Annotated in this window: 11 protein-coding genes; 10 read left to right on the top strand and 1 reads right to left on the bottom strand. The window is 36.7% G+C overall.

All coding sequences use genetic code 11. The annotated features are described in order from the left end of the window. Positions 1-565: 565 nt before the first annotated feature. Positions 566-1,468, bottom strand: a complete 903-nt coding sequence (locus MHB42_RS15255) for a LysR family transcriptional regulator (RefSeq protein ID WP_340807217.1) — start codon at positions 1,466-1,468, stop codon at positions 566-568. Positions 1,469-1,945: 477 nt separating this feature from the next. On the opposite strand from MHB42_RS15255, the gene sufC reads away from it, so the two are divergent. The 10 genes from sufC (at position 1,946) to yunB (ending at position 12,643) form a co-directional block, all read left to right on the top strand. Continuing rightward, positions 1,946-2,725 carry a Fe-S cluster assembly ATPase SufC gene (gene sufC, locus MHB42_RS15250; RefSeq protein WP_053995035.1) on the top strand — a complete coding sequence of 260 codons (780 nt, stop codon included), beginning with the start codon at positions 1,946-1,948 and terminating at the stop codon, positions 2,723-2,725. Positions 2,726-2,743: 18 nt separating this feature from the next. Then, positions 2,744-4,051, top strand: a complete 1,308-nt coding sequence (gene sufD, locus MHB42_RS15245; RefSeq protein ID WP_340807215.1) for a Fe-S cluster assembly protein SufD — start codon at positions 2,744-2,746, stop codon at positions 4,049-4,051. Next, a complete protein-coding gene (locus tag MHB42_RS15240) occupies positions 4,051-5,280 on the top strand; it encodes a cysteine desulfurase (protein ID WP_340807213.1) in 1,230 nt (409 codons plus the stop codon). Before sufD ends, MHB42_RS15240 begins: the two co-directional genes overlap by 1 nt. Then, positions 5,270-5,695 (top strand): Fe-S cluster assembly sulfur transfer protein SufU, encoded by a 426-nt coding sequence (sufU, locus tag MHB42_RS15235; protein ID WP_340807212.1) that lies wholly within the window; start codon positions 5,270-5,272, stop codon positions 5,693-5,695. Before MHB42_RS15240 ends, sufU begins: the two co-directional genes overlap by 11 nt. A 94-nt stretch (positions 5,696-5,789) precedes the next feature. After that, entirely contained in the window at positions 5,790-7,187 is a 1,398-nt protein-coding gene (sufB, locus tag MHB42_RS15230) for a Fe-S cluster assembly protein SufB (RefSeq protein WP_340807211.1), read from the top strand. Positions 7,188-7,604: 417 nt separating this feature from the next. Then, complete coding sequence (locus MHB42_RS15225) at positions 7,605-8,462, top strand: DUF72 domain-containing protein (protein ID WP_340807209.1); 858 nt, start codon at positions 7,605-7,607, stop codon at positions 8,460-8,462. After that, on the top strand, positions 8,462-9,292 hold the full coding sequence (locus MHB42_RS15220; protein ID WP_340807208.1) for a sulfite exporter TauE/SafE family protein: 831 nt from the start codon (positions 8,462-8,464) through the stop codon (positions 9,290-9,292). The genes MHB42_RS15225 and MHB42_RS15220 overlap by 1 nt, the downstream gene beginning before the upstream one ends. Before the next feature lie 19 nt (positions 9,293-9,311). After that, complete coding sequence (locus MHB42_RS15215; protein WP_340807206.1) at positions 9,312-10,679, top strand: bifunctional metallophosphatase/5'-nucleotidase; 1,368 nt, start codon at positions 9,312-9,314, stop codon at positions 10,677-10,679. Positions 10,680-10,712: 33 nt separating this feature from the next. Continuing rightward, positions 10,713-11,822, top strand: a complete 1,110-nt coding sequence (locus MHB42_RS15210) for an HD-GYP domain-containing protein (protein WP_340807204.1) — start codon at positions 10,713-10,715, stop codon at positions 11,820-11,822. 23 nt (positions 11,823-11,845) lie between these two features. Beyond that, positions 11,846-12,643 (top strand): sporulation protein YunB, encoded by a 798-nt coding sequence (gene yunB / locus MHB42_RS15205; RefSeq protein ID WP_340807202.1) that lies wholly within the window; start codon positions 11,846-11,848, stop codon positions 12,641-12,643. Positions 12,644-12,705: the final 62 nt, after the last annotated feature.

Here is a 12,705-nt window from a genome sequence, read left to right as displayed (position 1 = left end):
AGTGAGTAATCAATAAAAAAATCGCCTTTATTGGCGACTCAGACTGTAGACAAACTCAATGAATTTTGAGTTTGCCTACAGTCATTTTTCTTTTACAATGAAATCAAGGAAAGCCGCTGATTGCCACTACGGGCGGACGCTTTCCGCGGGAGTCGCCGCCCTTCGTTCCAATCAACTTCTACATAAAGAACGCCTTATGCATATGTTGATAAAAAGTAAATTTTTGAGGTGATCACCCCTGATGACAAAGCATCAAATTCATGAACTTGAACAAGTAGAAGTGCTAACGATTTTTCCCAAGACCATTTAGTATGAAAATTAAAGGCTGCTATTGATTTTTCATCTAACCATTAGTAGGAAATCTCTATTCATCACAAAAAAAATGATGCATCATGAACTCCTCCATGCAGACCCTCTATTTATTGATGCTACACAAAGAAATTTTCCCATAAACATGTATATATTAAAAATAAACACTATAGAAGAAAAAATGACAAAAGGAATCGAGAAGTTCACGCTCGATTCCTTTTGTCTACAATCTGAATCGCCTTTATTGGCGACTTTTTTATTGGAATTGTGATAGGCGAGAGAAGAAGTTTTTGACAAAGTCTAAAAAAATGATTTCAGATGGGGCAATTTCCCGATTAACAGGTGAAATAATGCCGACAGTTCTAGGGATTGTAGGTGCTTTAATTGGAACCTTTACGGTAAAGCGAGCAGTTGAATCATAAAGTGAACTTTCGGGCAAGAGGCTAACGCCGATACCTGCTGCAACTAAACCTTTTAATGCATCTAAGTCTTCTCCCTCTGAAATGATATTTGGCAAAAAGCCTGCGGCACGGCAAGCATCCATTGCTACTTTATGCAAAATATAGCCGTCTGGGAATAACACAAAGAGATCGTTTCTTAATTCCGCGAGTTGAATGCTTTCTCTTTTTGCTAATGGGTGATTTGCTGGGAGTAAGGCTGCGATATTTTCCGTAAATAATATGGTTGATTGAATGGATTCATCTTTTGGGGGAAGTGGTCCCAAAAAGGCTAGGTTTAAATCTCGATTTTTAACAGCATCGATTAAAAATCGATAGGAGCCCTGACGTAACTGAAATTGTAAATCAGGATATTCACGTTTAAAGGCAGATATAACGGTTGGCAGTACATAGCTAGCTAAACTTGTTGGAAAGCCGATTTTAATGGAGCCCTTGGCAGGATCAAGATATTCCTCTACCTGTTTGGCAGCAAAATCAATCGCTTTTAAAGCAGTAATGGTATGCTCAAGAAATATTTTTCCGATTGGTGTTAATTTTACATTTCGACCGACACGTTCAAATAATGGCGTGCCTAATTCATCTTCAAGATTTGCTATTTGCCGACTAATGGCAGATTGTGCAACATGGAGATGCTCAGCAGCCTCTGAAATATGTTCACGTTCAGCGACCTCGACAAAATAACGTAATTGACGTAACTCCACTAACTTTTCACCTCTATTAATCTAAAAATAAGATTGATTTTATTTTAATTATAGTATTTAAGATGAAAAATGACTATCAATGTTTACAGGTTATTTTAAACATATAGCTAAAATATTTGTTTCCTTAATTGATTTCATTATCGTGAAAAAGGTTATAGTATAGATAGCACTCTCTATGTATTTTTGTTAGAAAACCGCTATAATTCGCCCTTTTCACGGGGTTTCCACTATGTAGCTAGATGAAATTAATTCTCAATTAGAAGTAATTTATTGAAAATGGAGAAACGTTATTCTCATTGATAAGTTTGCTAAGTAACTAGCTGAAAATGCTTACAAAGTCTTTATTTTTCAAGATTTTATTTAAGAAAACCGAAAGTAATTGAAATGGTTTGCATAGAGAACAATTTTCAGTTAAGATTAGAATGATGATAATTAAGGAATGGATATCCATTCACTGAACACTATGGAGGTATTTTCATGTCAACTTTAGTAATTAAAGATCTTCACGTTGAAATCGACGGGAAAGAGATTTTAAAAGGCGTAAATCTTACAATTAATACAAATGAAATTCACGCAATTATGGGACCAAACGGAACTGGTAAATCGACACTAGCATCTGCTATTATGGGTCATCCAAAATACGAAGTTACTTCAGGTACAGTTGAACTTGATGGTGAAGATGTGCTTGAAATGGAAGTAGACGAGCGTGCTCAAGCTGGTTTATTCCTAGCAATGCAATATCCATCTGAAATCGCTGGTGTAACAAATGCTGATTTCTTACGTTCAGCTATTAATGCACGACGTGAAGAAGGCGATGAAATCTCATTAATGAAATTTATTCGCGAATTAGATAAGAACATGGAATTCCTTGAAATGGATGAAGATATGGCACAGCGTTACTTAAATGAAGGATTTTCTGGTGGTGAGAAAAAACGTAATGAAATTCTTCAATTAATGATGATTAAGCCAACATTTGCAATTTTAGATGAAATTGACTCTGGTCTTGATATTGATGCATTAAAAGTTGTATCAAAAGGTATTAATGCAATGCGTGGCGAAGGCTTTGGCTGCTTAATGATTACACACTATCAACGCCTATTAAACTACATTACACCAGATCATGTACATGTAATGATGCAAGGTCGTATTGTGAAATCAGGTGGTGCAGAGCTTGCACAACGTTTAGAGGCAGAAGGCTATGACTGGATCAAAAAAGAATTAGGCATCGAAGAAGAAACAGAAGAACAAGAAGCATAAGAGGGAGGACGAACTAGCATGACAGTGGAACTTAACTTGCCTGTAACAGTACAGGACGTGCGCTCGTTCTCAGAAGCAAATGGTGAACCAGCTTGGTTTACAGAGCTTCGTGCGGCAGCACTAGACAAAGTAACTGGTTTAGACTTGCCAAAACCAGATAGAACAAATATTACAAAATGGGACTTTGTAAATTTCCCAACACATACAGTTCAGAGTGAGGCATTTTCTTCATTGGATGCGTTACCTGAAGAAGCAAAAGGTTTAATTGACCTTGAAGCACAAGAAAACCTATATATTCAACGTAATAATACACCAGCTTATTTAAAAACATCACAAGAGCTTGCTGATAAAGGTGTTATTTTTACTGATATTTTAACAGCAGTTCGTGAACATGGTGAGCTTGTTCAAAAGTACTTTATGTCAGAGGCAGTTAAAGTAGATGAGCATAAATTAACAGCACTTCATACAGCGCTTGTTAACGGTGGCGTATTTGTGTATGTGCCAAAAAATGTAGTGATTGAACAACCATTACAAGTTATTTTCCTCAACGATAATGCAGAAGCTTCACTTTATAACCATGTTTTAGTAGTAGCAGAAGCAAACGCTGCTGTAACATATGTTGAAACATATATTTCAACAGTTGAAGAAGCACAAGGTCAGGCGAATATTATTTCAGAGGTAGTTGTTCAAGATAATGCACAAGTAACATATGGTGCAGTGGATGTACTGGCTAAAGGCTATACAACATATGTCAATCGTCGTGCACGCCTAGCACGTGATGGAAAAGTAGATTGGGCTCTTGGTTTAATGAATGACTCGGATACAATCTCTGAAAACATTACACACTTAGTTGGTGACGGTTCTCATGCTGATACAAAAACAGTAGTAGTTGGTCGCGGCGAACAAAAATTGAACTTCACTACAGAGGTTCGTCATTGGGGTAAAAACTCCATCGGGCATATTCTAAAACATGGCGTTATGAAAGATGCAGCGCAATCTATTTTCAACGGTATTGGCTATATTGAGCATGGCGCAACAAAAGCAGATGCACAGCAAGAATCACGTGTATTAATGCTATCAGAAAAAGCTCGAGGGGATGCAAACCCTATTTTATTGATTGATGAAGATGATGTAACAGCAGGACACGCAGCCTCTGTTGGTCGAGTAGACCCACTACAACTTTATTATTTAATGAGTCGTGGTATCTCGAAAACAGAAGCAGAGCGCCTTGTTATCCATGGATTCCTTGCGCCAGTTGTTACGCAATTACCAATTGAAGGCGTTCAAAAGCAACTGACGGAGGTTATTGAAAGGAAAGTGCGCTAATGATGAATAAAGATATTAAAAGCTACTTCCCAATTTTAAATCAGGATGTAAACGGTCATCGACTTGTTTATCTTGATAGCGCAGCAACGTCACAAAAGCCTGTTCAAGTGATTGAAGCAATCAAATCTTACTATGAATTTGATAATTCCAATGTGCATCGTGGTGTCCATACATTAGGAAATCGTGCTACTGATCGCTACGAAGGTGCACGCGAAAAGGTTCGTAAGTTTATTAATGCAACGTCAACACAGGAAATTATTTTTACACGTGGTACAACAACATCTTTAAATACAGTAGCAGCGAGCTATGGTCGTGCAAATGTTGCAGAAGGTGATGAAATTGTTATTACACAAATGGAGCACCATTCCAATATTATCCCTTGGCAGCAGCTAGCGAAAGAGAAAAATGCAACATTGAAATATATAGAGCTAGAAGCAGATGGCACTATTAGTTTAGAAAAAGTACGTGCAACGATTACGCCTCAAACGAAAATTGTTGCGGTATCAATGGCGTCAAACGTCCTTGGTACGATTAATCCAATTAAAGAAATTGCTCAAATTGCACATGCTAATGGAGCTGTTATGGTAGCTGATGGTGCGCAGGCAGCCCCACATATGAAAATTGATGTGCAAGATTTGGATATCGATTTTTTAGGGTTCTCAGGGCATAAAATGTGCGGACCGACTGGAATAGGTGTACTATATGGTAAAAAAGAACACCTTGAAAAAATGGAGCCAGTTGAATTTGGTGGCGAAATGATTGACTTTGTTGGGCTTTATGACTCAACGTGGAAGGAATTACCGTGGAAGTTTGAGGGCGGCACACCTATTATTGCAGGTGCAATTGGTTTAGGTGCTGCTATCGACTTCTTAACGGATATTGGACTAGATACAATTGCAGAGCATGAGCATAAGCTTGTAGGCTATGCAATGGATCAGCTTGAAACAATTGACGGTCTGAAAATTTTCGGCCCACGTGACCCAATGAAGCGCTGTGGACTTGTAACATTTAACTTAGATGATGTACATCCACATGATGTAGCAACGGTTCTGGATATGAATGGTATTGCTATTCGTGCAGGACATCATTGCGCACAGCCATTAATGAAATGTCTTCAGCAAGTAGCAACTGCACGTGCAAGCTTCTACCTGTATAACACAGAGGAAGATATTGATCGTCTAGTTGCAGGGTTACGTTCTGCGAAGGAGTATTTTGGCGATGTCTTTTAATAATTTAGATCAACTATACCGTTCTGTTATTATGGATCACTATAAAAACCCTCGTAACAAAGGGTCTTTAGAGGGTGATGCCGTAACAATTGATATGAACAATCCGACATGTGGCGATCGTATTCACTTAACATTAAAAGTGATGGACGGCGTTGTAGAGGATGCAAAATTTGATGGTGAAGGCTGTTCTATCTCCATGTCATCTGCATCCATGATGACACAGCTTATTAAAGGAAAAAAAGTAGAGGAAGCATTGGAGCTTGCCGATATTTTTTCTAAAATGATGATGGGTGAAGAATACAGCGATAAATATGACCTTGAGGATGTTGAAGCACTACAAGGCGTTTCACAATTTCCTGCACGTATTAAATGTGCCACATTGGCTTGGAAAGCAATGGAGAAAGGTATTAAATAACAACCTTGTGGCTGAGTGAAAGTACCCTTTACTTTCACTCAAAGCAAGGATTGAATATCTTGAAAAATATAACTCAATGAACGGAGGAGAAACGATGGCTAAAAAAATGCCTGATATCGGCGATTACAAATACGGATTCCATGACAAGGACGTATCAATTTTCCGTTCAAAACGTGGTTTAACTGAAGAAATCGTCCGTGAAATTTCAAATATGAAGCAAGAGCCAGAGTGGATGTTAGAGTACCGCTTAAAAGCGCTTGAAACATTCTATACAAAACCAATGCCACAATGGGGTGGTGATCTTAGTGACTTAAATTTCGATGAGATTACGTACTATGTAAAACCATCAGAAGCTACACAAAGATCATGGGATGAGGTACCTGATGAAATCAAAGCTACTTTCGATAAATTAGGTATTCCAGAAGCAGAACAAAAATATCTTGCAGGTGTATCTGCGCAATACGAATCAGAGGTAGTGTATCATAATATGAAACAAGACCTTGAAGACCTTGGTATTGTCTTTAAAGACACAGACTCAGCGTTACGTGAAAACGAAGATATTTTCAAAGCACACTGGGGTAAAGTTATTCCTTACACTGACAATAAATTTGCGGCACTTAACTCAGCAGTATGGTCAGGTGGCTCATTTATCTATGTACCACCAGGTGTAAAGGTAGAAACACCATTACAAGCATACTTCCGTATTAACTCAGAAAATATGGGTCAATTCGAACGTACTTTAATTATTGTGGACGAGGGTGCACATGTACACTATGTTGAAGGCTGTACAGCGCCTGTTTATACAACAAATTCTCTACACTCAGCAGTTGTAGAAATTATCGTGAAAAAAGATGCCTATTGCCGTTACACAACAATTCAAAACTGGGCAAACAATGTCTATAACCTTGTAACAAAACGTACAGTTGTTGAAGAAAACGGAACAATGGAATGGATTGATGGTAACATCGGTTCTAAATTAACAATGAAATACCCAGCATGTATCCTAAAAGGTGAAGGTGCTCGTGGTATGACATTATCCATTGCATTAGCAGGTAAAGGGCAACACCAACATGCTGGAGCAAAAATGATCCATATGGCACCAAATACATCTTCAACAATCGTGTCAAAATCGATTGCAAAACAAGGTGGTAAGGTAACATATATGGGACAAGTTCGTTTCGGTCCTAAAGCAAGTGGTGCACGTGCCAATATTGAGTGTGATACGCTCATTATGGATAATGAATCAACGTCTGATACAATTCCATACAATGAAATCTTTAATGATAATGTTTCTTTAGAGCATGAAGCAAAAGTTTCTAAAGTATCTGAAGAGCAATTATTCTATTTAATGTCACGTGGTATTTCTGAAGAAGAAGCAACAGAAATGATCGTAATGGGCTTTATCGAGCCATTTACAAAAGAATTACCAATGGAATACGCAGTCGAAATGAATCGATTGATTAAATTCGAGATGGAAGGTTCTATCGGTTAATAAAGCTCAATCCCTGTCACATAAAAATTTGTGGCAGGGGTTTTTTAGTCGAGAATATCAGGTTTAATTAAGAAATAATGTTAATTAAAGTAGATTGAGGATTTAAAAAGAATCCAATTGTTCAAAATATGAATGCCTGTAAAATAATCAACTATTCGTCAATATTGTAGACCCATTAATGGAGGGTGGACTAGCTTATAGTCGTATTGAATTTTTAAAAGGTATTGAAGAAAAACTTGTTAAATCAAGTAGATTGGTATGAGTTCAATGATAGAGGAATTCATGCCTTTTTGTTTGTCAAAAGTGACATAATGATTTCCCCCTATTAGAATGAAAAGAAAGCGATAATTTTTACAGGATATTTAATTGTAGTGTGAAACTGTATGCTATGATTATGTACATAGAGGAGGGGGTCACATGATTGTAGTTGGCTTAACTGGTTGGGGAGATCACCCTTCACTTTATAGTGGAGTGACTATCTCAAAAGATAAATTATTTGATTATACAGGTCATTTTTTAACGGTAGAGGTGGATACTTCTTTTTATGCCATACCATCAAAAGAGCATGTTCGTAAATGGTGTGAGGATACACCAGAACATTTCCGCTTTGTTGTGAAAGCCTATCAAGGTATGACAGGTCATTTACGAGGCGATATTCCTTTTGAAACAAGAAATGATATGTTTAATGTATTTATTGAATGTGCCAATGAATTTAAACGTTATGGTAAATTAGGGATGATTTTAGCCCAATTTCCACCATGGTTTGATTGTCAGGCAAAGAATGTTCAATATTTATTGTATATTCGACAGCAGCTCAAGGATTTTGAGGTGGCAATCGAGTTTCGCAATCAAACATGGTATGCAGATAAAGTAGTGCAACAGACGATGGATTTTTTACGAGAGCATCAATTTATTCATACAGTTTGTGATGAACCACAGGCTGGTGTAGGGTCAGTTCCCTTTTATCCTGTTGCAACTGCCAAGAAGGCACTTGTGCGTATTCATGGCCGCAATATTCATGGATGGCGCAATACAGGAAATGCAGAAAATTGGCGTAAAGTTCGCTTTTTATATGATTATAATAAAGAGGAGCTACAACAACTTGGACAAAGTATTGAAAAGCTTCATGCAGAGGCGGACGATTTATTTGTCTTATTTAATAATAATTCAGGGCATCATGCAGCAAAAAATGCGAAGGAGCTACAGGAGATTTTGCATATTAAAGATGATGGGCTAGCGCCAAAGCAATTAAATATATTTGAAGGGGAACTATAATGGAGTTTATTTTACTAATCATCATTGCACTACTTGCTGGTCTAATGGGTGCATTGGTGGGGCTAGGTGGCGGTGCCATATTAGTGCCAGCTACATTATATATTGGCTTAAATTTAGGAATGATACCAGATATTACACCACAAAAAGTCGTTGGTTTATCTGTCATTATGATGATTTTTACTGGGCTTGCCTCAACATTAAGCTATATGAAATCAAAAACGGTAGATTATAAAAGTGGTTTTATATTTTTTATTGGCAGCATTCCGGGAACAATTCTAGGCGCTTGGGTCAATAAAGGATTAGACTTACCTTCATTCAATTTATATTTCGGTATTTTATTAATTATTTTATCAATCATTTTACTTATTCGAGATAAATTAAAGCCTGTCAAATGGTTTATTAAAAATGGTACACAGCAAACATTTACAGATGCTGAAGGGAAAACATATGTATATGGTTATCCTATTTGGTTTGCAATTGCATTAACATTTGGCATCGGCTTTGCTTCGGGCTTGTTTGGCATAGGTGGTGGCTCAATGATTGTGCCAGCGATGATTATTTTATTTTTATTTCCACCACATGTTGCAGTGGCAACATCAATGTTTATGGTATTTTTAACATCTATTGTTAATTCTGCTAGCCATATTTATTTAGGTCATGTACCATGGCTTTATACAATTCCTGTTATTCCAGGCGCTTATATTGGTGCCAAGCTAGGAGCAGCATTAAATAAGAAAATTAAATCAGATACGCTTGTACTAGCACTGAGAATTATTTTATTATTATTAGGGATTCGTTCCATTATTGAAGGTATATTAGCGAGTAGCTAATTGAAGTGAGGTGGCTTAAATGCTTGAAAAAATCCATATTTTTCACACAAATGATTTGCATAGTCATTTTAAGTATTGGCCACGAATGCAAAGCTATGTGAAAGAGCGGCGCAAAGAGCTAAAGCGAATAGGAGAAACAAGCTATTTGTTTGATATTGGAGATCATCTAGATCGCTCTAATATTTATACAGATGCAACGCTTGGTAAGGGTAATGTGCAATTGCTAAATGAGGCAGGTTATGATGTTGTAACAATCGGTAATAATGAAGGCATTACCCTATCCCATCAAGAGCTTTTTCATCTATATGATGATGCAAAGTTTGATGTTATTGTTGCAAATGTTTATGCTACAAATGGCAATAATCCAGCTTGGTTAAAGCCTTATATTATTCTAACAACAGAGCAGGGAACAAAGCTGGGAGTTATTGCTGCTACAGCTATGTTTGAAGTGTATTATGAGGAATTAAATTGGCAAATGGACGAGGCACGAAGTACGCTGTTACGACTAGCGCATCAGCTACGTAAAGAGGTCGATATTGTTGTATGCTTATCACATCTAGGTATTACAGAGGATGAGCTACTTGCTGAAGAATGTCCTGAAATTGATGTTATATTTGGTTCTCATACACATCATATTTTTCCAAATGGTAAATATATTAATGGTGTCTTATTAACAGGTGGGGGCAAATTTGGGCAATATATTGGACATTTGACAATCTTGTACGATAAAAAAACAAGGAAAATTGTTGAAAAAAAGGATGTCTTATTGCATAATAAGAATTTGCCAATTGTGCAAAATGAACAAGATATTGTACAGTTTTTAGAAGATGAAGGAAAAAGAATATTGGATACTCCAGTATTTACAACAACGAAAGCTTATAATAAGGAATGGTTTCATTACTCACAGCTTTCCGATTTATTTGCACATGCAATTTTAGAGAAAAGCGGTGCAGATTGCGCTTTATTTAACGCTGGAATTTTTTTAGACGGTCTTCCTAAAGGAACGGTGACAGCATTAGATTTGCATCGAATTTTTCCACATCCCATTAATTTATGTACAATTGAATTATCAGTTGCTGAAATGAAGGAAATTTATCTACAATCCAAAAATGAAGAGTGGCCTTATATTGAATTAAAAGGATTAGGCTTTCGAGGTGTTATTTTTGGGAAAATATTAACATATGGCTTTGCAATAAATGATAATCGGCAACTGCTAATTAATGGTAAGCCAGCAGACCAAGATCGTATTTATAAGCTTGTAACGCTAGATTTATTTACATTTGGCTACTTTTATCCAAGTTTTAAATATGCAAAAAAACAATATATTTTGCCTGATTTTTTACGAAATATTATGATAGATTATGGTCAAAGATTCTTTCAGCCGTAAAGATAGCTGGAAGAATGGATTGGGGAAGAAGTCATGCGATTAATTTCAATCGATGTATTAAAAGAAGGTATGGTTTTAGGGAGAACTATTTGGAATGAAGCAGGTCACCCGCTTTTAAAAAAGGATGTTGTTATAAATGCTCGTATTATTCAAAGACTTCAACAGTTAAATATCCATTATTTATATATTGATGATGAAATTTCTGAAGGTATTGAAGTTGAAGAAACAGTGCCACCTACTATGCGCAATAAAGCCATTTCAACGATTAAAAGTTCGTTCCAGTCACTAGATGGCTGTAATCCAGTAAATGCTTCATATATATTAGATCAGCAGTCTAAAACAATTGTGTCCATTGTCGATGAGCTGCTGTCAGTAGTTGCTGGAAATGATGAAATTTTAACGATACTAACAGATGCCTATTTATTTGATGAATATTTATATCAACATTCTTTCCAAGTGACATTGTACTCAATAGCAATTGCAAAAGAGCTTGGTTATTCTGCTGAGGATTTGCGCTTAATTGGTATTGGCGCTTTGTTGCATGATGTTGGCAAGCTAATGGTACCAAAAGAAATTTTAACAAAGCCAGGCCGTTTAACGAGTGATGAGTTTAAGGCAATGCAAATGCATGCCCGTTATGGCTTTGATTTATTACGAAATTTGCATTCTATTTCATTGCTTGTGGCGCACTGTGCTTTCCAGCATCATGAGCGTATTGATGGTAGTGGCTACCCACGAGGTCTTGTTGATTTTGAAATCCACCCATTTGCGAAAATTATTGGTGTTGCAGATGTTTTTGATGCTGTGACAACAAATCGTGTGTACCGAGAAAAAATGCTGCCTTCACAAGGGCTAGCTATTGTAGAATCAGGTTCCGGCACACTTTACGATGCCCGTATCGTAAAGGCTTTAAAAAAGGCTGTTGTCCATTATCCAAATGGCGTAATTTTAAAATTATCAGATGGCCGACGTGGTATTGTATCAAAGCAAAATACATTAGATGCAGCATTGCCATGGATTCGTATTTTTGAGGAGCAAAATCAATTGTTAACAGCCACATATGAAATCAATTTAGTGGACTACCCAACAGTGACAATAGAAGGCGTTGAAACGGATTATATCATGCCTCCAAAAGTAGAATAAATTGCTCCTCCTGTTCATACGTTATGGAACAGGAGGAGATTTTTTTGTTATTCCCTCGAAAAAGAATGAAATTACGCTCTTATGGTAAACGAGGAGCACGTCTTAATCGATTAACGATTTTAATTGTTAGTACGGTTATTTGTCTGATTTTATTTATCTATTATTTAAATGAACGTCTAATGCCAACCTACTTACAATATGCTGAAGTACAAACAAATAAAATTGCGTCTTATGTTGTGAGTAAAGCTATTAATTCTCGTACGTCAAATGTTTTAGACGTCAATGATATTATTGAAGATATTCCACCAGGTACTTCCGATATGATGACAACGAAATTTAATACAGAGATTATTAATCGTGTTCGAGCAGAAACATTAGAGCTTGTGAAAATGTACCTAGAGCAAGCTGAACAAGGAGAGCTATCTCATTTACCTGAATTAGAAAATGTGGAATATGATATTAACAGAATCCAAGAAGGAGATGGTATTGTCTTTTTTGTACCACTTGGTCAGGCAGCCAATATTCCTTTGCTTGGTAATTTAGGACCAAAGATTCCGATTCGCTTTCATGTAATTGGGAATGTCCATAGTGATGTTACAGCATCTATCGAAGAATTTGGCATTAACAGTGCTTATGTAGAGGTTGGTATTCATATGGAAGTAAATGTTCAAATTATTGTCCCATTTGCCAGTAAATCATCGACTGTATCGCAAAATATTCCTGTAGCAATGGGCTTAACAAGAGGCCCAGTTCCAAATATTTATACGAATAGCACGGATGCGCCTCAGCCTTCCATCGAAATACCTGTTCCTTATAAGTAGAAATGTATGCTGTGATAGTTGTTGGAGTTCATTTAATATGTTACATTGACAACAGTGAAGAT

This window comes from Lysinibacillus sp. FSL K6-0232 (assembly GCF_038008325.1).
Classification (GTDB): Bacteria; Bacillota; Bacilli; order Bacillales_A; family Planococcaceae; genus Lysinibacillus.
This window is presented reverse-complemented; position numbering and strand designations above follow the sequence as displayed.

Bases quoted from the DNA above. Each gene is read 5' to 3' on its own strand.
- MHB42_RS15225 (WP_340807209.1), top strand. From the start codon at position 7,605: ATGATTGTAGTTGGCTTAACTGGTTGGGGAGATCACCCTTCACTTTAT.
- sufD (WP_340807215.1), top strand. From the start codon at position 2,744: ATGACAGTGGAACTTAACTTGCCTGTAACAGTACAGGACGTGCGCTCG.
- MHB42_RS15210 (WP_340807204.1), top strand. From the start codon at position 10,713: ATGCGATTAATTTCAATCGATGTATTAAAAGAAGGTATGGTTTTAGGG.
- sufC (WP_053995035.1), top strand. From the start codon at position 1,946: ATGTCAACTTTAGTAATTAAAGATCTTCACGTTGAAATCGACGGGAAA.
- sufU (WP_340807212.1), top strand. From the start codon at position 5,270: ATGTCTTTTAATAATTTAGATCAACTATACCGTTCTGTTATTATGGAT.
- sufB (WP_340807211.1), top strand. From the start codon at position 5,790: ATGGCTAAAAAAATGCCTGATATCGGCGATTACAAATACGGATTCCAT.
- MHB42_RS15220 (WP_340807208.1), top strand. From the start codon at position 8,462: ATGGAGTTTATTTTACTAATCATCATTGCACTACTTGCTGGTCTAATG.
- yunB (WP_340807202.1), top strand. From the start codon at position 11,846: ATGGAACAGGAGGAGATTTTTTTGTTATTCCCTCGAAAAAGAATGAAA.
- MHB42_RS15215 (WP_340807206.1), top strand. From the start codon at position 9,312: ATGCTTGAAAAAATCCATATTTTTCACACAAATGATTTGCATAGTCAT.
- MHB42_RS15240 (WP_340807213.1), top strand. From the start codon at position 4,051: ATGATGAATAAAGATATTAAAAGCTACTTCCCAATTTTAAATCAGGAT.